Origin of the sequence: Nesterenkonia halophila (genome assembly GCF_009467795.1) — a bacterium.
In the GTDB taxonomy this organism is placed as follows: Bacteria; Actinomycetota; Actinomycetes; order Actinomycetales; family Micrococcaceae; genus Nesterenkonia; species Nesterenkonia halobia.
The window spans coordinates 18,496-39,881 of record NZ_WIAX01000011.1 but is presented as its reverse complement, the minus strand read 5'-3'; the positions used below and the strand labels follow the sequence as shown (position 1 = coordinate 39,881).

Genomic DNA, 21,386 nt, shown 5'->3' with positions numbered 1-21,386 from the left:
GCGGCGGCCACAGCGCGGAACCGCCGCTGGGCGACCGCCGTGCCGGCCACGGCGCTGGCGGTCTCGGTGGTCGGGACGCTGTTCTTCCCGCAGGTCTTCCCGCTGCAGCGCACGGTGACCGCCTCCTGGTCCTTCGACGAGCGCGTCGCCGCCCATCAGCGCGCTGTGGAGGCCGTTCCGGACGGCGTCTGCGTCGAGGCCGCCGACACGGCCGCGCCGCATCTGGTCGACCGCACCCGCGTGGGGCTGAACGGCACCACCGATGCGAGCCGGCTGAGCTGGCTGATCATCGACGACACCGTCTCCGAACTCGGCGGCAACGATCCGCTCACCCCGCAGGAGGCCTTCGACCGCGCCGATCGCCTGGGCTTCGAGCCGGTCATCTCCGACGACGCCGGCCTCTGGGTGCTCCACCGCGAGGTCGACGACGCCGTGGACGCCTCCTGCGCGGAATACCTCCGCCGCTGAACGCCTTATGCCCTGAGCGGACGGGACGACCGCGACACCGACGAGCCCCTCGGCCGGGCTCCTGCTCCCGACCGTCCGGACCGCCCGACCGCCGCCGAGCCCGGAGGACCCGATGCCCGCCTCCCCCGCCACCGCCTCCCCGCCGCGGGTGGTCATGGTCAGCCTGCACACCCATCCGCTGGATCAGGCGGGCACCGGCGACGCCGGCGGGATGAACGTCTACATCGACGCGCTCTCCCGGGCCCTGCAGGCCTCCGGCCTCGCCGTCGACCTCATCACCACAGCAGTGGCCGGACGGCACGCCGCCCCCGACTCCCCCGGCGAGGACGACACGCTGGTCACGCTGGGCGACGGGCGCCGACTGCACACCCTGGCGGTCCCGCCGCAGGCGCGCGGGACGAAGAACGATCTGGTCGACGCCGTCGACGAGCTCGCCGAGCGGGCGCTGACGAGCCTGGCCGCCGTCGCCGAGCGCGTGGACGTGGTCCACTCGCACTACTGGATCTCCGGGCTGGCCGGACTGCTGCTGGCCGAGCGGCTCGACGCGCCGCTGGTGCACACCATGCACACGATGGCCGCGGTGAAGCACGAGCGCGATCCCGACGCCGCCGAGGACCCGCGCCGCCACGCCGCCGAGGCCCGGATCGCCGCCGAGGCGCAGGCGGTGACCGCCAACACCGAGGCGGAGGCCGCCGATCTGCGGCGCCTCTTCGACGTCGACGATGCGCGCCTGCATCCGCTCCGACCCGGCGTCGACCTCTCCGTCTTCCACCCGCCCCAGGATCCGGATCCCCGCGCCGAGCTCGCAGGGCGGCCGCTGCGGCTGGCCTTCGCCGGCCGGCTGCAGCCGCACAAGGGGCCCCAGGTGGCGATCGAGGCGCTGGGGCTCTTCCACCGCCGCATGCCCGAGGTCCCGGTGGAGCTGACCATAGCCGGCGAGCAGAGCGGAGAATGCCGCGTCGACATCGCCGAGCTGGCCGCACGCCACGGCGTGTCCGAGCTGATCCGTCGACGTCCGCCGCTGCCGCACGGCGAGCTCGCCGGGCTCTTCCGCGCCAGCGACGCTGTGCTGATGCCCTCGTGCAGCGAGTCCTTCGGCCTGGTCGCCCTGGAGGCGATGGCCTGCGGCACCCCGGTGCTCGCCCACGAGGTCGGCGGGCTGAGGGAACTGGTGCACCACCGCCGCACCGGACGGCTCATCGGGAGCCTGGATCCGGACGGCTGGGCCGCCCAGATGCACTGGCTGGTGCTCCACCGCCGGGCCTGGAGCCGCTACAGCGCCACCGCCGCGCAGCGCGCCCGCGAGCATTCCTGGGAGGCGACGACGGCGCCGGCCGCCGCCGCTCTCTACGCGCGTCTGGCCGCGGCGCGCGTCCTGTCCGGCTGAGGCGGACGCCGGCGGGGAGAAGGGGGACGGGCCGACCTGTACGCCGGATTCTGTGCCGGCCGACTCGCGTCGGCGCGACGGCCATCATCCATCTGGGTCGCGTGTCGCCACGCGCCTCGAGCAGTCAACCCGGATGCCTCGGGCGGGCAGCCCTGGTCGCGCATCCTGTTCGACCTTGCTCCGGATGGGGTTTACCGAGCCGCGGCAGTCACCTGCCGCGCTGGTGGTCTCTTACACCACCGTTTCACCCTTGCCCGGCCGGCGTGAGCCGACCCGGCGGTCTGTTCTCTGTGGCACTGGCCTGCGGGTCTCCCCGAGTGGGCGTTACCCACCATCCTGCCCTGCGGAGTCCGGACGTTCCTCGACGCCGCAGTTATCCGCTCGTCACGTCCTGCGCGACAGCGGGGCCTTGCGGCGGCGCGATGGCCCGGTCGACCCGTCCCGGAGGTCCATCGTACGCCAGCGAGCAGCTCTGCGCCGATCCGCCTCCGGAACGGGTGACGGGTCTCTCAGCGAGCCAGCAGCAGACGCACCCCGTCCCCGAGGGCGGCGACCAGCGCCGCGAGCATTCCGACGGCGGCCACGACGGAGACTGCCACGGCCGCGATCCACTCGCGCGCCGAGCCCGAGCGTCCCAGCAGCGGCAGCGCCATCCGGCCTCCGCTGCTCCACAGCGCACCGAGCACCGGCAGACGACGGATTCCCTTCGGCGGGGTGAGCGCGACCGGCCAGAGCAGATTGCACCCGCCGTCGGTGAGCATGTCGCCGGCGATGTGCACGGCGGCGCCGAGGCCGACGGCGAGGACGAACCACCAGCTCTGCTCCCCCAGCCCGACGGCGACGAGGCCGCCCAGCAGCAGGCCGAGCATCCATGGGGTCTTCCGCGCGGCCTCGGGGAGGAAATGCAGCGTCTTCGCCGCGAAGGAGGCCAGCACCACGGTCATCGCGCCGGCCCCGATCTGCAGGGCCCCGGATTCGACGGGCACGGAGATCCGGGAGAGCAGCCAGGCGACGAGTATGAACGCGCCCACCCCCAGCAGCGAGTGCGTGCCGTTGCGGTGCCCGCCGGAGATCCGGCCGATCACGCGGCAGAGCCATTCCGAGACCGGCGGCAGCGAGTGCGCGATGGAGGCGTTGTGGTGGTCGGCGTCAGGCAGCAGCGCCGCGCCGGCGGCGACGACGGCGCCGGCCAGAACGCCGAGATCGGTGATGCCGTCGAGCAGCCCGAAGCCCAGCGGCAGCGTCTCCGGCAGCCCCGCGGTCGCGGTCTGGAGCACGGGGATCTCCAGTCCGGCCGGCGGGCGGATCGGCAGCTGATGGTCGGCGGCGATCAGCACCCATCCCGCCGCTCCGCAGGCGGCGTGGTGGGGTCCCATCATGGTCGTGCTCCCGTCGTCGGCGTGTGCGAAGGATCTCGGCCCGTCCCGGGGGACGAGGCGGCCGCGCGCCGCCGTTGCCGGACGCCGCCCGCCGCGACTGTCCATCGCATCATGCAGGGGTGACCCGGCCGGCGACACGTGCAGGACGAGGGCGGCCGCCGCGACGGCTCCTCCCGGCAGTCCGGCGGCGCCGGTACGATGGATCGGTGCTGATCCACCTCCCGCCCTCCGAAGGAAAGACCCCGCCGGCCGACGGCGGAGACGCCCTCGATCTCTCGGCGCTCACGTTGCCCGAGCTGGCGGCGCCCCGCCGCGAGGTCCTCGACGCGCTCGCCGCCGCCAGCTCCCGCGAGGACGCGCAGAAGGTCCTCAAGGTCGGCGCCAACGTCATGGGCGAGGTCGCGGCCAACACCCGGCTGGACACCGCGCCCACGGCCCCCGCGCACCGGCTCTACACCGGGGTGCTCTACGACGCGCTCGACGCCGACACGCTGGACGAGGCCGCACGGGCCCGCGCCGAGGACCAGGTGCTGATCTTCTCCGGGTTGTTCGGCGTGACCGGCTTCAGCGACCCGATCCCGGCCCACCGCCTGTCGATGGGCGTCACCCTGGCTCCCGAGGGGCGCGGCCCGGGACGGCTGTCGACGTTCTGGAAGCAGGCCCTGGCCGAGCCGCTGGACGCGATGATCGGCGACCAGCTCGTCGTCGACTGCCGGTCCTCGGCCTATGCCGTCCACCGCGCGGCGGCGGAGCAGACTCTGACGGTCAACAGCGTCACCGAGCGCGACGGCGAGCGGAAGGTGGTCACCCACTTCGCCAAGCACGCCCGCGGCCGGCTCACCGGGATGCTGCTGCGCGCCGAGCGGCCGGCGGAGACGATCGACGACGTCGCCGACATCGCCGCCTCCGGCTGGGAGGTGGAGGTGCGCCCGGCCGCCGGGCGCACCCCGCATCAGCTGGACCTGATCAGTCGGGAGTGATCCGGCTGGCGGCCGGGTCCCACTCGGTGCCGGCCGCCGAGGCGTCCATGGCCTCGTTGCTCAGCGCGTCGGCGTCGCCGTTCTGCTTCCGCGGGATCCAGGTGTAGCGCACCTGGGTCGGCGGCAGGATGGCCGCGGCCTGTGCGGCGAGACGCTTCATGTCCTCATGCTTGATCCGCCAGCGCCCGCTCATCTGCTCGACGACGAGCTTGGAGTCCAGCCGCACCTCGACCTCGGCCTGCGGGTCGATCTCGGCGGCCAGCGTCAGCCCGTCGATCAGGCCGGTGTACTCGGCCACGTTGTTGCTGGCCTTCCCCAGCGGGGTCGCGCGGGTCGCCAGCACGCGGCCGGAGGCGTCGCGCACCAGGGCGCCGGATCCGGCGATGCCGGGGTTGCCGCGGCTGCCGCCGTCGGCTTCGACGATCAGTGTGGTCACAGTTCTCCTGTCGGGGTGTCCGAAGTCGGGATGTCTCGAGTCGCGGGATCGGGTCGCGGGCGGCCGGAGCCGGCGCGCGGCGGACGGGTTCAGCCGCCCGGAGTGAGCACGAAGTCCCACGGATCAGTGGTGATGCCGCTGACCACGACCTCGACATCGTAGCCGCGATCGGCCAGCGCCCGCTGCAGCGCCTGGGCGGCGGTGGGCAGCCAGAGCCATTCGCTGGCGAAGTGCGAGACGTCGATGAGGTAGGGCCGGCCGTCGCGCACCGCCTCGCGGGCCTCCGAGGCGGGATGGTGGCGCAGGTCGGCGGTGATGAAGACGTCGGCCTCGGCCTCCCGTGCGACGTCGAGCAGGCTGTCGCCGGCGCCGCCGCAGAGCGCGACACGCTGCACGATGCCGTCCCGGTCCCCGGCGACGCGGACTCCCCCGGCGACGGCCGGCAGCAGGCCGAAGAGCCGGCCGGCGAGCTCGCCCAGCGTGGTGCCGACCTCCAACGTGCCCAGGCGTCCCAGACCTTCCTGGGCCACCCCGCCCTCGGCCGGCTTCAGCGGTGCGGTCTCCTGCAGGCCCAGCATGCCGGCGAGCACGTCGTTGACGCCGCCGACGGCGGCGTCGCCGTTGGTGTGGGCGGTGAGCAGCCCGCAGGAGGACTCGATGAGCCGGTGGACGATCTCTCCCTTGTACCCGGCCGCGTCGACGCTGTGCACTCCGCGCAGCAGCAGCGGGTGATGGGTGATCAGCAGGTCCGCGCCGGCGTCGCAGGCCTCCTCGACGACGGCGCGCACCGGGTCGACGGCGAAGTGCACGGTGCGCACCGGCCGTTCGCGGCGGCCGGCGACGAGTCCGACGGCGTCCCACGGTTCGGCGAGGCCGGAGGGCCAGAGCTCCTCGGCGAGGTCGACCACCTGCTGCAGCGTCGGGGCGGGGCCCGTCGCGCGCGCCGCGGAGTCCGGGTCGCCGTCGTTGTCCTGGTCCTGCTCTTTGTCCTGGTCCTCGGGCGTGGTGTCCATGCCCTCCGTTGTATCGCGTCGCGCCGGTCCGACGCTCCGGACACGCTCGGGAGACGCGCGGACGACGCGCGGTCCCGGCCGCGCCGAGGAATGTCGCGGCGGCCGACGCGGTTGGACCGGACATGAGTTCTCCCTCCGATCCCGAGGCCCCGACCCCTGATCCGGCGGCGCAGGTCGACCCGGCCGAGCAGGCCGGCGCCGCCCGCACTCTGGTCCTCGGCGCCGGCTGCTTCTGGTGCCTGGATTCGCTGGCCCGGCGGCTGCGCGGCGTCGTCAGGGTGCGCAGCGTCTACACCGGCGGCACCGGCCCGGCGACCTACGAGGCGGTGTGCACCGGCACCACCGGCCACGCCGAGGCGGTGGAGGTCACCTTCGACCCCGCCGAGCTGCCCGTCGACGTGCTCTACGACGTCTTCTTCTCCGCGCACGACCCGACGTCGTGGAACCGGCAGGGCCACGACGTCGGCCCGCAGTACCGCTCGGCGATGTTCTACACCGACGACGCCGAGCGTGCCGAGATGCAGGCGTCGATCGTGCGTGCGCAGCAGTCCTACGACGCGCCGATCGTCACCACGCTGGAGCCGCTCGGCGCGGTCTTCGAGGCCGAGCCGGTCCACCAGGACTTCCATTCCCGCCGGCCCGACGTCGGCTACTGCCGGGTCATCATCGACCCCAAGGTCGCCGCGCTGCGCCGGAATTACGCCCCGTGGCTGACGGAGCAGCCGGTCGGCTGACGAGCCGATAGGCTGGCCCCGACCCGTGTCGGCGCCCGACGGCGCCACCGACGGCACGGCCGCTTCCCCCGCAGTCCCCGCAGAGACGCAGACACACCGCACGGAAGGGTTCGACTCCATCATGGCGATTCTCGACAACATCACCGAGGCCGTCGGCGGCACTCCGCTGGTCCGGCTCAACCGGCTCGACGCCGACCTGCCCGGCGACGTCGCGGTCAAGCTCGAGTTCTACTCCCCGGCCAGCTCGGTCAAGGACCGCATCGGCACCGCCATCGTCGACGCCGCCGAGGAGGCCGGCGTGCTGAAGCCCGGCGGCACCATCGTCGAGGGCACCTCGGGCAACACCGGCATCGCCCTGGCGATGGTCGGCGCGGCCCGCGGCTACCGCGTGGTGCTGACCATGCCGGAGACGATGTCCACCGAGCGGCGCGTCATGCTGCGCGCCTACGGCGCCGAGATCGTGCTGACCCCGGGCTCCGACGGGATGCGCGGGGCGGTGGAGAAGGCCAAGGCCATCGTCGAGGAGACCGACAACGCCATCTGGGCCCGGCAGTTCGCCAACGAGGCCAACCCGCAGGTCCACTACGACACCACCGGCGAGGAGATCTGGCGCGACACCGAGGGCGCCGTCGACATCCTGGTCGCCGGCATCGGCACCGGCGGCACGATCACCGGCGCCGGACGGAAGCTGCGCGAGCACAAGCCGGAGGTCGGCATCGTCGCCGTCGAGCCGGAGGACTCGCCGATCCTCTCCGGCGGCGCGGCCGGACCGCACAAGATCCAGGGGCTGGGGCCGAACTTCGTCCCGGAGATCCTCGACCGCGAGATCTACGACGAGGTGCTGACCGCCGACCTCGACAAGTCGGTGGAGACCGCGCGCGAGCTGGGGACCCAGGAGGGCATCCTGGGCGGCATCTCCACCGGGGCGAACATCGCCGCGGCGCTGGAGGTCGCCTCCCGCGAGGAGAACCGCGACAAGCTCATCGTCACCGTCGCCACCGACTTCGGGGAGCGCTACATCTCCACGCTGCTCTACGAGGACATCCGCGGCTGATCCTCCCGCACGTTTCCAGACGCGACCGCCGACCGAAAGGCATCGATCGACAGTGGGCATCCTGAAGCGCCTGCGCGAGGACATCGACTCCGCACGCGAGCACGACCCGGCCGCACGCAGCTCCACGGAGATCGTGCTGGTCTACTCCGGCCTCCACGCCATCTGGGCCCACCGCCTGGCGCACCGGATGTGGCGGCGCCGGCCGCTGCAGACTCCGGCGCGGGCGCTGTCCCAGGCGGTGCGCACGCTCACCGGGATCGAGATCCACCCGGGGGCGCAGATCGGCCGGCGGTTCTTCATCGACCACGGCATGGGCGTGGTGATCGGCGAGACCACCGAGATCGGCGACGACTGCATGCTCTACCAGGGAGTGACCCTCGGCGGGCGCTCCCTCGAGCAGGTCAAGCGCCACCCCACGCTCGGCGACGGCGTCGTCGTCGGCGCCGGGGCGAAGGTCCTCGGGCCGGTGGAGCTCGGCGAGGGGGCGACCGTCGGAGCCAACGCGGTGGTCGTCAAGTCCGCGCCGGCGCACTCGATCCTCACCGGCATCCCCGCCCACGCGCGCAGCCGGACGGAGACCGAGCGGAAGCCGGCGGTGGATCCGGCCGAGTACGCCCTGGATCCGGCGCTGTTCATCTGAACCCGACCGGCTGATCCGGACCGGCCGGTCGACGACGCCGGAGACGACGAAGGGCCCGGCCCCGGGGATGATTCCCGGAGCCGGGCCCTTCGTCGTGTGGCGGACGCGGATCGGACGATCGGCGGATCCGCACAGCGGGTCAGCCGCTCAGGCCTCCACCTCGCCGCGGTCTCCGGACCACAGCGTGTGGAAGGTGCCCTCGACGTCGGTGCGCTGGTAGGTGTGCGCACCGAAGTAGTCGCGCAGCCCCTGGGTCAGCGCGGCCGGCAGGCGGTCGCGGCGCAGGCTGTCGTAGTAGGCCAGCGAGGAGGAGAAGACCGGGGCCGGCACGCCGTGCTCGGCGGCGGCGGCCACCACCCGGCGCCAGGCCGGCAGGCACTCGTTGAGGGCCTCGGTGAACTCCTCGGCCAGCAGCAGGTTCTTCGGCAGGCGGGAGGACTCGCCGTCGAAGGCCTTCATGATGGTGTCCAGCAGGTCGGCGCGGATGATGCAGCCGGCGCGCCACAGCGAGGCGATCTCCTTCAGGTCCAGGTCCCAGCCGAACTCCTCGCCGGCGGCGACGAGCATGTCCATCCCCTGGGCGTAGGCGACCAGCTTGGAGGCGTAGAGCGCCTTGCGCACGTCCTCGACGAACTCCGGGCCGAACTCCTCGTCTGCGGCGGTGGAGTCCACGCCGTCGCTGAAGACGCGGTTGGTCTCGGCGCGCAGTTCGCGCTGCGAGGAGATCGAGCGGGCGAAGACCGACTCGGCGATCGCAGTCACCGGCGAGCCGACCTCCAGTGCGGAGATCGCCGTCCAGCGGCCGGTGCCCTTCTGGCCGGCGGAGTCGACGATGACGTCGACCAGCGGCCGGCCGGTGCGCTCGTCCTCCTGCTCGAGGACCTCGGCGGTGATCTCGATGAGGTAGGAGGCGAGGTCGGTGGTGTTCCACTCGCGGAAGACCTCGCCCTGCGCCGCCGGCTCCAGCCCGGCCAGGCTGCGCATCAGGTCGTGGGCCTCGCCGATGACCTGCATGTCGGCGTACTCGATGCCGTTGTGGACCATCTTCACGTAGTGGCCGGCGCCGTCGGTGCCGACCCAGGTGCAGCAGGGCTCGCCGTGGTAGTCCGCGGCGATCTTCTCCAGCATCGGACCCAGCGTCCGGTAGGACTCCTCGGAACCGCCGGGCATGATCGACGGGCCGTTCAGCGCACCCTCCTCGCCGCCGGAGACGCCGACGCCGACGAAGTGCAGGCCCTTCTCGCGCAGCCGCTCCTCGCGGCGGCGCGTCTCCTCGAAGAACGAGTTGCCCGCGTCGATGACGATGTCGCCCTCGTCGAGCAGCGGCAGCAGGTCGTCGATGACGGCGTCGACCGGAGCGCCGGCCTTGACCATGATCAGCACCCGGCGCGGCCGCTCGAGGGACTCGACCAGCTGGACCAGGGACTCGGTGCGGACGAACTCGCCCTCGGAGCCGTGGGCCTCCAGAAGCGCATCGGTGCGCTCCACCGACCGGTTGTGCAGGGCCACGGTGTAGCCGTTCCGAGCGAGATTCCGTGCCAGGTTGGCCCCCATCACGGCCAGTCCGGTCACTCCGATGTCGGCGCTCATGCAGTCTCCTTGTTCGAGGTCTGGGGTCGAGGTCCGTGCACGCCGTCGGTCGTCGTGCACGGTGCTCGACGCCGGTCGGCGGGGCGGGGCCGACGATCGGCATGGCGGAGCGACGCCGTCACGGACCGCCCGCGCCGGCGTCGAGCGCCTCCCACTCTATCCCGAGCGAGGCTCTTCGTGGGGCGGGCGTTGCGCCGGGCGACGACAGGCCCGTCCGCGGTGGCCGGAGCGGGTGCCGGGGACGCGCGTCGGACCGGGCGCGCCGATCAGTCGCCGACGGCCTCGCGTCCGCGGCGCACGATCAGCGGGTCGGGCTCGCCGACGACTTCGTGGTCCTTGCCCTCGTACTCGAACTGGGACAGGAAGTAGCGCATGGCATTGAGCCGGGCGCGCTTCTTGTCGTTGGACTTGATGGTGATCCACGGCGCGTGGTCGGTGTCGGTGCGCCGGAACATCTCCTCCTTGGCCTCGGTGTAGGCCTCCCAGCGGTCCAGCGACTCCAGGTCCATCGGCGAGAGCTTCCACTGCCGCACCGGGTCGATCTGCCGGATCGCGAAACGGGTGCGCTGCTCCTTCTGGGTCACCGAGAACCAGAACTTCGTCAGGTGGATCCCGGCGTCGACGAGCATCTGCTCGAACTGCGGCGCCTGGCGCATGAAGATCTCGTACTCGTCGTCGGAGCAGAAGCCCATGACCCGCTCGACGCCGGCCCGGTTGTACCAGGAGCGGTCGAAGAGGACCATCTCGCCGGCGGTGGGCAGGTGGTCGATGTAGCGCTGGAAGTACCACTGCCCCCGTTCGCGGTCCGAGGGCTTGCTCAGCGCGACCACGCGGGCGGTGCGCGGGTTCAGGTGCTCGGTGACGCGCTTGATGGTGCCGCCCTTGCCGGCGGCGTCGCGGCCCTCGAAGACGATCACGTGCTTCAGCCCGTAGTCCTCGGCCCAGTACTGGAACTTCAGCAGCTCCACCTGCAGGTGGTACTTCTCCAGCTCGTAGATGTCGCGGTCGAGGCGCTCGGCGTAGGGATAGTTCTCCTGCCAGGTCTCGACGGCGTTGCCCTGCGGGTCGATGAGATCGGGGTCCGGCGTGTGCCCGTCCAGGACCCGGTAGCCGCCGTCGCGCAGGCGGTCGATGAACTCCCGCAGGTTCTCCCGCGGCGCCTCGTCGAGGTCGTGCATATGGTTCCTCCGCCTCTCGTCTGCGCCAGGTGTGCTCGACGGCGGACGTCGTGCGTCGGCGTCGTGCCCGAACATCTCACCAGGGATCTGTGAACGGCCGGTGAACGTCCCGTCGTCGGGCCAGCGGTCCGGCCCGTCGTCGTGGCCGACCGGCTCACGGCCCGGCTGGCATCCGTCGGCACGGACCAGCTTACGCCGGTCCGCCGACGCGGAGCACCGGACCGCGCCGAGGCGACGGCGTCAGAGCGCCTGCTCGCCCATCTGGCCCGCCCGGGCCAGCGCCGTCAGCCGGGAGACGGCCCGGTGGTACTTCTTCATGTAGCCGCCGGACATCATCTCCTCGGTGAACAGCGCGTCGAAGGGCTTCCCCGAGGCGACGACCCGCACGTCCTGGTCATAGAGCCGGTCGGCCAGCACCACGAAGCGCAGCGCCAGCGCCTGCGACTCGATGGTCTCGACGTCCCGCAGCACCAGCACGTCGACGTCGGCGACCAGCTGACGGTACCGGCTCGGGTGCACGACGGTGAGGTGCTCGGCCAGCGCGGCGAAGTCGTCGACGGCGATCCGCGAGCCGGCGAACTCCCGGGCGGCGAAGTCCTCGACCTGGTCGGCGGGCAGCGGATCGGGGGCCTGCGGGAGTCCGCGGTGCCGGTAGTCCTCGCCGTCGACGCGGACCGTGGTGAACTGGTCGGCCAGCACCTGGATCTCGCGCTGGAAGTCCGCGGCGGCGAAGCGTCCCTCGCCCAGCGATCCGGGCAGCGTGTTCGACGTCGCGGCCAGTTTGACCCCGGCGTCGGCCAGCTCGCGCATCAGCCGCGACATCAGCACCGTGTCGCCGGGGTCGTCGAGCTCGAACTCGTCGATGCAGACCAGCGCATAGTCGCTGAGCACGTCGACGGTGCGGCGGAAGGACAGTGCGCCGACCAGGTTCGTGTACTCCACGAAGGTCCCGAAGGCCTTCGGCCCCTCGACCGCGTGGTACAGCGAGGCCAGCAGGTGGGTCTTGCCGACGCCGAAGCCGCCGTCCAGGTAGATCCCGGCCGCGCGGCGCGCCGGCGCCCCCGACCGGCCGCGGCCGACGAGCCGCGAGAGCAGCCCGCCGCCGCGCCGTCGGCCGACGGTGGCCGCGAACGCCCGCAGCGCCTCCACCGCCTCGGCCTGCGAAGGATGGGCGGGATCCGGGATGTAGGAGTCGAAGGAGACCTGGGAGAAGCGGAACGAGGGCGTCAGGCCCTCCAGCAGCTCCCCCACTCCGACCTGGGGCGTTCTCTGGCTCAGCGGTGCGACGTCGGACGGCATGCGCCCCATGCTACTGCGCCGCGCCGTCGGCGATGACCTCGGATGACGAGGAGCGGCTCCCGCCTGGAGGCGCTGCGGCGGACGGGTCTAGGCTGGAGACGTGTCCGTCGACCACGTGCCGAGCGCGGCGGCGGACCCCTCGAGCCTCCGATCGAAAGGCGATGCTCCATGACCGCTGAGAAGGACCATTCCCAGTACGCCCGCCCCGAGACGCTGGTGACCACCGAGTGGGTCGCCGCGCACAAGGACGACGCCGACGTCGTGGTGGTGGAGTCCGACGAGGACGTGCTGCTCTACGAGACCGGCCACGTCCCCGGCGCGGTGAAGATCGACTGGCACACCGAGCTCAACGACCCGGTGACCCGCGACTTCCTCGACGGCGAGGCCTTCGCCGCCTTCGCCGCCTCCAAAGGCATCTCGCGGGACACCACAGTGGTCTTCTACGGCGACAAGTCGAACTGGTGGGCCGCCTACGCGCTGTGGGTCTTCACGCTCTTCGGCCACGAGGACCTGCGCCTGATGGACGGCGGCCGGCAGAAGTGGACCGACGAGGGTCGCGCGATGATCACGGAGCGCCCGGAGATCACCGCCGGCGACTACCCGGTGGTCGAGCGCGACGACGCCACGCACCGGGCCTTCCGCGAGGACGTTCTCGACCACTTCGGCAAGCCCCTGGTGGACGTCCGCTCCGCGCTGGAGTACTCCGGCGAGCGGACCCACATGGAGGGCTACGAGCAGGAGGGCGCCCTGCGCGGCGGGCACATCCCCACCGCCGCCTCCGTCCCGTGGGGACGGGCGGTGGACTCCGACGGGACCTTCAAGTCCCGCGAGGAGCTCGAGGCCATCTACCGCGACGAGGCCGGCCTGGGCACCTCCGACGACGTCATCGCCTACTGCCGCATCGGCGAGCGGTCCTCGCACACCTGGTTCGTGCTCCAGCACCTGCTCGGCTACGAGCAGGTCCGCAACTACGACGGGTCCTGGACCGAATGGGGCAACGCGGTCCGACTGCCCATCGCCGCCGGCGAGGAACCGGGTGAGGCCCGATGACCGCCGCGCAGCACGCTGACGCCGTCGGCGGTCCGGCCGCCGAGCCGGGCGCCGACCCGATGCCGGGGGCGCTGGCCGAGATCATCGAGGAGTTCCAGGCCGTCGAGGATCCGCAGAAGCTCGAGCTGCTGCTGGAGCTCTCCCGCGAGCTGCCGGAGCTGCCGGAGGAGTACGGCGACGGCTACGAGCAGATGGAGCAGGTCGTCGAGTGCCAGTCGCCGCTGTACCTGGCCCTGGAGTTCGACGACGGCGCCCGCACCGTCCGGCTGATCTTCGCCGCGCCGCAGGAGGCTCCGACCACCCGCGGATTCGCCTCCATCCTGCACCAGGGGCTCGACGGGCTGACGTATGAGCAGATCCTGGCGACCCCCGACGACGTCGCGGCCCGCCTGGGGCTGGCCAAGGCCATCACCCCGCTGCGGCTGCGCGGCATGGAGGCGATGCTCGCCCGGGTGAAGCGCAACGTGCGCGAGCACGTCGCCGCGCTCGACGCCGGCTGACCCCGGCCGATCCCCGCCGGCGTCCGGGTCGGCACCCGACCGGCACCGGGGTCAGCTGTCGGCCGTCGCCGTCGACTCCGCGGGCGCGACGGTCGGCAGGGTGCCGGTGGAGGCCAGATGCGGCGGCGCGTCCGCGGTGAACAGCTTCGTCGCCCATTCGGCGACATTGCCCTCCCACCGCTCGGGGTCGGCGTTCCGTTCCTTGATGTGCCGGGCGCGGGTGAAGGGCACGAAGCTCACCATCGGGCTGCGTTCAGCCAGGTCGCGGGAGGGGCCGTAGGGCACGACATTGTCGTCGGCGCTGTGCAGGATGAGCGTGCGCACATGCAGCTCATCGGCCCGAGCCGTCCAGTTCAGCGCCTTCAGGTCCACTGGTGCTGCCAGACCTGTCACACGCTTGCCCGAGGGGTTGGAGATGATCCACTGCCCCATCCGTCCCACCCGGTCCGGGATCCGGTTCTCCCGGGCCTGGTGGGCCAGCACGTCGATCCAGTCGACCACCGGACCGGTGAGCACGAGTCCGCGGATCGCCGGTGCGAGCCGGGACCGGTCGGCCGTCTGCAGCGCGATCGCCCCGCCCATCGACCAGCCGAAGAGCAGCACATCCTCGGCGCCGTGGTCGAGCGCGTACTGCACTGCGGCCTCGACGTCCTCCCACTCGGTGACGCCCAGCCCGTAGCGGCCGTCCGGGGCGTCGGGCGCCTCGCCGTCGTTGCGATAGGAGATCAGCAGCGAGTCGAGTCCCAGTCGATCGGCCACGGCCAGCCCTCGGATGCCCTCCGCGCGGCGCCCGCCGCGGCCGTGGACCATGATGGCCCAGATCCCGCGGCCGGCCAGCACGCCGTCGCCGCGCCGCGGCGGCACGTGCCACGCCGGCGCCGGACCGTCGGGGAGCTCGACGACCACCTCACGGCTCGGGAAGCCCGCACTGTCCGGATCCGGATGGGTCACCGAGGTCCACCAGCCGCGGACCGCACTGCGCAGGTCCCCGCGATAGATCTCCTCCACCCGGCGGGTGATGGTCCCGTCGCGGGGCGAGAAGGCGGTGATCTCCCCGATCCGTGCATGCGACTGCCCGCCGTGGAAGTACAGCCCGTATGTGCCCTCGACGATGGTCTCCGGCGTCGCCGGCAGCACCACCTCGTCGCCGCGGGAGCCGCGCACGACCGCCAGGATCTCGAGGTCCTCGCGATGTTCGCGGACGGGGGTGACCACCATCCGTGCGAAGTAGCCGGCCAGCGCCGAGGCTCCTGCGGCCGCGGCGAGTCCGGCGCCCAGCCCCGTGCCGGCGCCCAGCACTCCGGCGCGCACCCAGGGCGTGCGCGGCTCGCGCTCACGACGCACCCGCCGGAGCACCGACGATGCGCGGCGCCCGATCGGGCTCTGGACGGCCGGCGGGGCGCCGGACCGGCGGGCCAGCCGGCCGGCGCCGCGGCGCGCTCGGCCGACCTGCTCCCCGAGGAGATCCACGGCTTCTGCCACGGACGGCTGACGGTCACGCGATGCCATGGGGCGGCGCCTCCCACACTGTCTCGGATGCGATGCTGGTTCCCCGGCCGAGCTCCGGACCGGCGCCTGCGGCCGCGCGGCCCGTCCGGCCCTCCGCTCAGCCTACGCGGCGGTGCCGACGAGCGGAATCCGGCCCCGACTCCGGGAAGCAATGCGGCCGCCGGCGCGTTGACCCCGGATGCGGACGCGTCGCGGCGGGTGCGCCCGCCGGCGGGGCCGCGACGTCCGAGCTGACAGCGGCGAGAGGAAGCGATGACGATGAGCGAGCAGCACGAGCAGCAGCCGGCGACGCCGGAGCAGGACGCCTCGGCGGCGTTCGCCCGCCGGCTCACCGACGAGCAGTGGCGGGAGCGGCTGTCCGCCGAGGAGTACTACGTGCTGCGACGCGGCGGCACGGAGCGGGCCTACACCGGCGAGTACTGGGACAGCACCGACGACGGCGTCTTCACCTGTCGTGCCTGCGGGGCCGAGCTGTTCTCCTCCGAGACCAAGTTCGACTCGCACTGCGGCTGGCCGAGCTTCTACGAGCCCTCGTCCGGGGCGAACGTCACCCACCTGCGCGACGCCAGCCTCGGCATGGAGCGCGTCGAGGTGCGCTGCGGCAGCTGCGACTCCCACCTGGGACATGTCTTCTCCGGCGAGGGCTTCGACACACCGACCGACCAGCGCTACTGCATCAACTCGCTGTCCATCCGGCTCCACCCGGCCGAGGGATGAGCCGACCATGACCGATCCCTCGACGCCCGAGGCTCCCGAGACGCCCGACGTGCCCGGCACGGCGGAGCCGGCGGCCGGGCCGGACGCCTCCTTCGCCTCCGACAACGTCGCCGGCGTCGCACCCGAGATCCTCGAGTCCCTGGCGCGCATCGGCGGCGGGACGGCCCTGCCCTACGGCGACGACTCCGTCACCGCCCGGCTCTCCGACGTCGTGCGGGCCGAGTTCGGCGCCCGCGCCGAGGTGCTGCCGGTCTTCAACGGCACCGGCGCCAACGTCGTCGCCCTGCAGGCGCTGCTGCCCCGCTGGGGCGCGGCGATCTGCACCCGGCAGGCGCACATCAACACCGACGAGGGCGCGGCGCCGGAGCGGCTGGGCTCGCTGAAGCTGCTGCCCCGCCCGACCGCGGACGGCAAGCTCACCGTCGACGACGTCGAGGCCGAACGGCGGGCGACCGGCTTCGTCCACGCCGCCCAGCCGCTGGCCGTCTCGCTGACCGAGTCCACCGAGGTGGGCACCGTCTACACCCCCGCGGAGATCGCCGCCGTCGCCGAGCGCGCCCATGCCGCCGGGATGGGAGTCCACGTCGACGGCGCCCGGCTCGCCAACGCCGCCGCGGCCCTCGGCGTCGGACTCGGCGAGCTCACCGCCGCCGCCGGCGTCGACGCGGTCAGCCTGGGCGGGACGAAGAACGGGGCGATGGCCGCCGAGGCGGTGGTCGTGATCGACCCCGACCGGGTCGCCGGCGTCGACTACATCCGCAAGTACTCCATGCAGCTGGCCAGCAAGCAGCGCTACGTCTCCGCCCAGCTGCTGGAGCTCTTCGGCACCGACCTGTGGCGGCGGAACGCCGAGCGGGCCAACGCCCAGGCCGCACGGCTGGGGCGCCGACTGGCCGAGATCGACGGAATCCGACTCTCCCGGCCGACCGAGGTCAACGCCGTCTTCCCGGAGATCGACGCCGCGGTCCTCGCCGAGCTGCGCCGACGCTACCTGGTCCACACCTGGGACGCCGCCGCCGACGGCACCCCGGTGGCGCGGCTGATGTGCTCCTTCGACACGCGCGACGAGCAGATCGACGAGCTCGTGGAGACCGCCCGACGAGCCTCCGCGGCGCGCCTGGCGCCGCGGAGCTGACCCCCTCCGTAGGGTGGTCCCGTGACGATTCTCGGCCCAGCGGGTTCCGGGACGGGCGCCGGCGCCGGACATCCGGCGCGGCCCTCCCCTCCCGGCCTCGACGAGCTTCCGGAGCCGTTCCGCACCGCTCTGGGAGAGCTTCGGCGTGCCCGCACGCGCCGCGAGGCGCTGGTCGAGGAGATCCCCGCGCCGTCGCGCCTGGCGCCCTACGCCGTCGCGCTGCGCGCCGAGGTGCCCGATCCCGCGACGATGCCCGACCACCCCTCGCCGAATCACCCGGCCCACGCCGCCCGTGGGTCCCGCAGCCCGCGCGCCGGAGGCTCCGGACCTGCCCCTGAGGACGCCGAGCTGCTGGCCGCCGGCCGCTTCGTGCTGCTGCATGATCCCGCCGGCCATGAGACCTGGGACGGAACCTTCCGCGTGGTCATCTACATCCGTGCCGAGCTCGACGCCGAGATGGGCGACGATCCGCTGTTGGCCTCAGTGGCCTGGACCTGGCTGCGCGATGCGCTGGGCCAGTACGGCGTCGAGCACCACCACGCCGGCGGCACCGCCACGCGGATCCTCTCGGAGAGCTTCGGCAGCCTGGAGGACCGCGGCCCGAGCAACACGGTGGAGCTGCGCGCCTCGTGGACGCCCACCGGCCGTCGCTTCGACGCCCACCTGGAGGCCTGGGCGGACATGGTCTGCTCCTTCGCCGGCCTGCCCGCTCTGCCCGACGGCGTCGTCGCCATGCCCCATCTCAGGAGGAACTGACGACTCGATGCCCGACTGCCCCGCTGACGACGCCGAGGACACGCTCCCACCGCTGCTGACCGAGCCGGCCGAGGGCGTGCCCTTCGTCATCGACACAGACCGGGGGCTGCAGCGCTGCGCCGAGGCCCTGGCCGCCGGCTCCGGCCCCGTGGCCGTCGACGCCGAGCGCGCCTCCGGATTCCGCTACGGCCAGCGCGCCTTCCTGGTCCAGCTCAAGCGCGCCGGCTCCGGACTCTGGCTGATCGATCCCGAGCCGTTCGACACGTTGGCGCCGATCCAGCAGGCGCTCGACGGCGCCGAATGGATCCTGCACGCCGCCTCCCAGGACCTGCCCTGCCTGGCCGAGCTGGGGATGCACCCCCATCGGCTCTTCGACACCGAGCTGGCCGCCCGCATGGCGGGACTGCCCCGCGTCGGACTCGGCGCCGTCGTCGAGACGCTGCTGCACGTGCGGCTGGCCAAGGAGCACTCGGCCGCCGACTGGTCCCGCCGGCCGCTGCCGAAGGACTGGCTGCGCTACGCCGCCCTCGACGTCGAGCTGCTCGTCGAGCTGCGCACCGAGCTGACCCGGATGCTCGACGAGCAGGGGAAGCACTCCTGGGCCGAGGAGGAGTTCGAGCACCTGCGCACGCATCGCCCGCCGACGGTGCCGCGGAAGGACCGGTGGCGGAAGACCTCCGGCATCAACAAGGTGAAGTCTCCGCGCCGGCTGGCGGTGCTCCGCGAGCTCTGGCGGGCGCGCGACCACCTGGCCGAGCGGCGCGACGTCGCCCCCGGCCACATCCTGCCCGACTCCGCCCTGGTCGCCGCCGCGGCGGCGGTGCCGCGCACCGTCCCGGAGCTGCTGGCGACTCCGGGCTTCCACGGCCGGGCGGCCAAGCGCGAGGCCCCGCGCTGGCTCCGCGCGATCAATGCCGGCAGCTCCTCCGAGGACCTGCCCGAGCTGCAGCGCCGCAGCGCCGGACCGCCGCCTCCGCGCGCCTGGAAGGACCGGAACCCGCTCGCCTACCGGCGCTACCGGACCGCCCGCGACTGGCTGGCGGCCCGCGCCGACGAGCTGGCGATGATGCCCGAGACTCTGCTGACCCCGGCGGTGCTCAAGCAGCTGTGCTGGGAGCCGCCGGCGCAGATCGACCTCGACGCCGTCGCCGGCCGGCTCGCCGAGCTCGGCGCCCGCAGCTGGCAGATCGACCGGACCGCGGCCGTGGTCACCGTCGCGTTGTTGGACCCGGATCCGCTCGAGGACGGCTGAGTCGGGCTGATCCGGGCTGAGGCGGGGGCGGCGGCCTCGGCCGAGCCGCCCTCCACGATCGAGCCGTGCGATCGGTGCGCCGGGTGACAGACTGAGTTACCCGCCAGTAAGCTGTGGGCCATGGCACACACTACGGATTTCTCCGGCTACCGCCCGCTGATCGAGGCCTTCGGCGACGAGGTCGTCACCCGCAGCCACCTCGAGGACGTCGCCCTGCCCCACGGCGCCGGCACGCTGGCGCTGATCCGCCTGGACAACGGCGAGCAGCGGCGCCCGTCCACGCTCGGCCCCCGGTCGCTCGTCGAGCTCGGCGAGACCCTGGCCGCCCAGATCCCCCGCGCCGAATCCGGCGAGATCGTCGGACTGGCCGTGACCGGCACCGGGCCGCATCTCGCCGCCGGGGCCGATCTCGGCGCAGTCAACGCCATCGAGGACCGCGGCCTCGGACGGATGATGGCCGAGCTGGGCCACCAGGCCTACGCCCTGCTGGAGGACTTCCCCGCCCCTACCTTCGCCTTCATCAACGGCACCGCCCTCGGCGGCGGCCTGGAGATCGCCCTGGCCGCCCACCACCGCACCGTCTCGGACGGCGCGAAGAGCCTCGGCCTGCCCGAGATCTTCCTCGGGCTGGTCCCCGGCTGGGGCGGCATGCACCGCCTGCCGCGGATCGCCGGCCCGGAGAACGCCGCGACGGTGATCTTCATCAATGCGCTGGCCGATAACCGCACGCTGCGCGGTCCGGCCGCCCACCAGCTCGGTCTCGCCGACGTGCTGCTCGAGGCCGCGGACTTCGAGCGGCAGTCGCTGGACTTCGCCGCCCGGATGATCGCCGGCGACGAGGAGCTCGCCCGCCAGGTCGACGAGCACCGCGCGCACGCCGACGACTCTGAGGCCTGGCATCAGGCGCTCTCGGCGGCCCGGCGCGCAGTCGCCGCGAAGACCGGCGACTCGGCCCCGGCGCCGCTGCGGGCGCTGGAGCTCTTCGAAGAGGTCCCGCGGCGCGACCGCGACGCCGCCGTCGAGGCCGAGTGCGAGGCGCTGGCCGATCTGATGGTCACCGACGAGTTCGCCGACACCGTCTACGCCTTCCTCGAGCTGGTCCAGAAGCGGGCGAAGCACCCCGCCGGGGTGCCGGCGGCCGCGCCGCGCGAGGTGACCTCCGTCGGCGTCGTCGGCGCGGGACTGATGGCCACGCAGCTGGCGCTGCTGTTCGCCGAGCGGCTGCAGGTGCCGGTGGCGCTGACCGACGTCGACGACGCGCGGGTCTCCCGGGGGCTGGAGAGGATCCGCGCCGAGCTGGACCGCCGCGTGGAGCGCGGCCGCCTGGAATCCGCGCAGGCCCAGGCCCTCCGCGGGCTGATCACCGGCTCGACGAACAAGTCCGTCTACGCCGGCTGCGATCTGATCATCGAGGCGGTCTTCGAGGAGACCTCGGTGAAGAAGCAGGTCTTCGCCGAGCTCGAGGAGATCGTCTCGGCCGAGGCTGTGCTGGCCACCAACACCTCCTCGCTGTCGGTCAGCGCCATGGCCGAGGATCTGCGGCATCCCGAGCGGGTGATCGGGCTCCACTTCTTCAATCCGGTCGCGAAGATGCCGCTGATCGAGATCGCCCGCACCCCGCGCACCGCCGACGAGCCGATCGCGACGGCCTTCGCCCTGGCGGCCCGCCTGGGCAAGTCCCCGGTGCTGACCCGCGACACCACGGCCTTCGTGGTCAATCGCGTGCTGCTGCGGCTGATGTCCGAGGTCCAGCGCGCCGTCGACGAGGGCACCGACCCCGAGACCGCCGACACGGCCCTGCGGCCGCTGGGGCTGCCGATGTCGACCTTCGATCTGCTGGCCATGGTCGGGCTGCCGGTGGCCCAGCACGTCACCGAGTCCCTGCATGCGTCCTTCGGCGCTCGCTTCCACGTCTCGGCGAACCTGCAGCGCCTCATCGACCACGGCGTGACCGGGATCTGGGCGGCCGACGACGACGGCGGCTCCCGCCGCATCCCCGCGGAGACCGCCGCGCTGCTCGAGCAGGGCGACGCGCCGCGGACCGCCGAGCAGCTGCTGCGCGACGTCGAGGACGCCCTCGCCGAGGAGATCTCCCTGATGCTGGACGAGGGCGTGGTCAGCTCCCCGAAGGACATCGACCTGTGCATGATCCTCGGCGCCGGCTGGCCGATGCATCGCGGCGGCATCACCCCGCATCTCGACCACGTCGGGGCCTCCGAGCGGGTCGCCGGGCGCCGGTTCCACCGCTGAACGACGTCGGGACGTGCCCCGGACGTCGCCGGATCGCTCCGGGGACGCGGGACGGACGG

19 protein-coding genes, 1 other RNA gene and 1 pseudogene are annotated in these 21,386 nt (G+C 73.0%); 13 read left to right on the top strand and 8 right to left on the bottom strand.

The window, feature by feature from the left end; all coding sequences use genetic code 11:
• Together GCL72_RS09685 and GCL72_RS05635 are read left to right on the top strand one after the other, a co-directional pair.
• A pseudogene (locus GCL72_RS09685) lies at positions 1 to 468 on the top strand (DUF2079 domain-containing protein); the annotation flags it as partial.
• 112 nt (positions 469 to 580) lie between these two features.
• A complete protein-coding gene (locus tag GCL72_RS05635; protein ID WP_153143739.1) occupies positions 581 to 1,855 on the top strand; it encodes a glycosyltransferase in 1,275 nt (424 codons plus the stop codon).
• 23 nt (positions 1,856 to 1,878) lie between these two features.
• Here GCL72_RS05635 and rnpB read toward each other — a convergent pair.
• An RNA gene (gene rnpB / locus GCL72_RS05630) (RNase P RNA component class A) lies at positions 1,879 to 2,294 on the bottom strand.
• A gap of 70 nt (positions 2,295 to 2,364) precedes the next feature.
• Complete coding sequence (locus tag GCL72_RS05625; protein ID WP_153143738.1) at positions 2,365 to 3,234, bottom strand: metal-dependent hydrolase; 870 nt, start codon at positions 3,232 to 3,234, stop codon at positions 2,365 to 2,367.
• 206 nt (positions 3,235 to 3,440) lie between these two features.
• Here GCL72_RS05625 and GCL72_RS05620 point away from each other — a divergent pair, with 206 nt between their 5' ends.
• The gene (locus tag GCL72_RS05620; protein WP_153143737.1) at positions 3,441 to 4,214 is read left to right on the top strand and encodes a YaaA family protein; all 774 of its coding nucleotides are present in this window, start codon (positions 3,441 to 3,443) and stop codon (positions 4,212 to 4,214) included.
• Here the strand turns inward: GCL72_RS05620 and GCL72_RS05615 are convergent.
• Complete coding sequence (locus GCL72_RS05615) at positions 4,201 to 4,650, bottom strand: reverse transcriptase-like protein (protein WP_343030143.1); 450 nt, start codon at positions 4,648 to 4,650, stop codon at positions 4,201 to 4,203. The two genes, GCL72_RS05620 and GCL72_RS05615, sit on opposite strands and share 14 nt — an antisense overlap.
• Before the next feature lie 89 nt (positions 4,651 to 4,739).
• On the bottom strand, positions 4,740 to 5,663 hold the full coding sequence (locus GCL72_RS05610) for a Nif3-like dinuclear metal center hexameric protein (protein WP_153143736.1): 924 nt from the start codon (positions 5,661 to 5,663) through the stop codon (positions 4,740 to 4,742).
• A 122-nt stretch (positions 5,664 to 5,785) separates the two neighbouring features.
• Here GCL72_RS05610 and msrA point away from each other — a divergent pair, with 122 nt between their 5' ends.
• The 3 genes from msrA to epsC all read left to right on the top strand — a co-directional run bounded on the left by msrA (position 5,786) and on the right by epsC (position 8,091).
• Positions 5,786 to 6,397 (top strand): peptide-methionine (S)-S-oxide reductase MsrA, encoded by a 612-nt coding sequence (msrA, locus tag GCL72_RS05605; protein ID WP_153143735.1) that lies wholly within the window; start codon positions 5,786 to 5,788, stop codon positions 6,395 to 6,397.
• A gap of 121 nt (positions 6,398 to 6,518) precedes the next feature.
• Positions 6,519 to 7,451 carry a cysteine synthase A gene (gene cysK, locus GCL72_RS05600; protein WP_211364980.1) on the top strand — a complete coding sequence of 311 codons (933 nt, stop codon included), beginning with the start codon at positions 6,519 to 6,521 and terminating at the stop codon, positions 7,449 to 7,451.
• A gap of 52 nt (positions 7,452 to 7,503) precedes the next feature.
• Positions 7,504 to 8,091: a serine O-acetyltransferase EpsC gene (gene epsC, locus GCL72_RS05595; protein WP_153143734.1), complete on the top strand. Its 588-nt coding sequence runs from the start codon at positions 7,504 to 7,506 to the stop codon at positions 8,089 to 8,091.
• A 147-nt stretch (positions 8,092 to 8,238) separates the two neighbouring features.
• Here the strand turns inward: epsC and gndA are convergent, their stop codons facing one another.
• The 3 genes from gndA to zapE form a co-directional block, all read right to left on the bottom strand.
• Positions 8,239 to 9,681: an NADP-dependent phosphogluconate dehydrogenase gene (gene gndA, locus GCL72_RS05590; protein ID WP_153143733.1), complete on the bottom strand. Its 1,443-nt coding sequence runs from the start codon at positions 9,679 to 9,681 to the stop codon at positions 8,239 to 8,241.
• Between the two features lie 266 nt (positions 9,682 to 9,947).
• Positions 9,948 to 10,859: a polyphosphate kinase 2 gene (gene ppk2 / locus GCL72_RS05585; protein ID WP_153143732.1), complete on the bottom strand. Its 912-nt coding sequence runs from the start codon at positions 10,857 to 10,859 to the stop codon at positions 9,948 to 9,950.
• A 240-nt stretch (positions 10,860 to 11,099) separates the two neighbouring features.
• Entirely contained in the window at positions 11,100 to 12,158 is a 1,059-nt protein-coding gene (gene zapE, locus GCL72_RS05580) for a cell division protein ZapE (RefSeq protein WP_425486760.1), read from the bottom strand.
• Positions 12,159 to 12,326: 168 nt separating this feature from the next.
• Between zapE and GCL72_RS05575 the strand changes: the two genes are divergently transcribed.
• Positions 12,327 to 13,208, top strand: a complete 882-nt coding sequence (locus GCL72_RS05575) for a sulfurtransferase (RefSeq protein ID WP_153143730.1) — start codon at positions 12,327 to 12,329, stop codon at positions 13,206 to 13,208.
• Positions 13,209 to 13,267: 59 nt separating this feature from the next.
• Positions 13,268 to 13,708: a SufE family protein gene (locus GCL72_RS05570; RefSeq protein ID WP_153143741.1), complete on the top strand. Its 441-nt coding sequence runs from the start codon at positions 13,268 to 13,270 to the stop codon at positions 13,706 to 13,708.
• Positions 13,709 to 13,759: 51 nt separating this feature from the next.
• Here the strand turns inward: GCL72_RS05570 and GCL72_RS05565 are convergent, their stop codons facing one another.
• On the bottom strand, positions 13,760 to 15,217 hold the full coding sequence (locus GCL72_RS05565; protein ID WP_153143729.1) for an alpha/beta hydrolase family protein: 1,458 nt from the start codon (positions 15,215 to 15,217) through the stop codon (positions 13,760 to 13,762).
• Between the two features lie 252 nt (positions 15,218 to 15,469).
• Between GCL72_RS05565 and msrB the strand changes: the two genes are divergently transcribed.
• From msrB to GCL72_RS05540, 5 genes are all read left to right on the top strand, one after another.
• Positions 15,470 to 15,934 carry a peptide-methionine (R)-S-oxide reductase MsrB gene (msrB, locus tag GCL72_RS05560; RefSeq protein ID WP_153143728.1) on the top strand — a complete coding sequence of 155 codons (465 nt, stop codon included), beginning with the start codon at positions 15,470 to 15,472 and terminating at the stop codon, positions 15,932 to 15,934.
• A gap of 7 nt (positions 15,935 to 15,941) precedes the next feature.
• On the top strand, positions 15,942 to 17,069 hold the full coding sequence (locus GCL72_RS05555; RefSeq protein WP_170289573.1) for a threonine aldolase family protein: 1,128 nt from the start codon (positions 15,942 to 15,944) through the stop codon (positions 17,067 to 17,069).
• Between the two features lie 21 nt (positions 17,070 to 17,090).
• A complete protein-coding gene (locus GCL72_RS05550) occupies positions 17,091 to 17,825 on the top strand; it encodes a DUF3000 domain-containing protein (protein ID WP_153143727.1) in 735 nt (244 codons plus the stop codon).
• Positions 17,826 to 17,832: 7 nt separating this feature from the next.
• Positions 17,833 to 19,077: an HRDC domain-containing protein gene (locus GCL72_RS05545; protein ID WP_153143726.1), complete on the top strand. Its 1,245-nt coding sequence runs from the start codon at positions 17,833 to 17,835 to the stop codon at positions 19,075 to 19,077.
• A 120-nt stretch (positions 19,078 to 19,197) separates the two neighbouring features.
• Positions 19,198 to 21,327 (top strand): 3-hydroxyacyl-CoA dehydrogenase NAD-binding domain-containing protein, encoded by a 2,130-nt coding sequence (locus GCL72_RS05540; RefSeq protein WP_153143725.1) that lies wholly within the window; start codon positions 19,198 to 19,200, stop codon positions 21,325 to 21,327.
• Positions 21,328 to 21,386 lie beyond the last annotated feature (59 nt).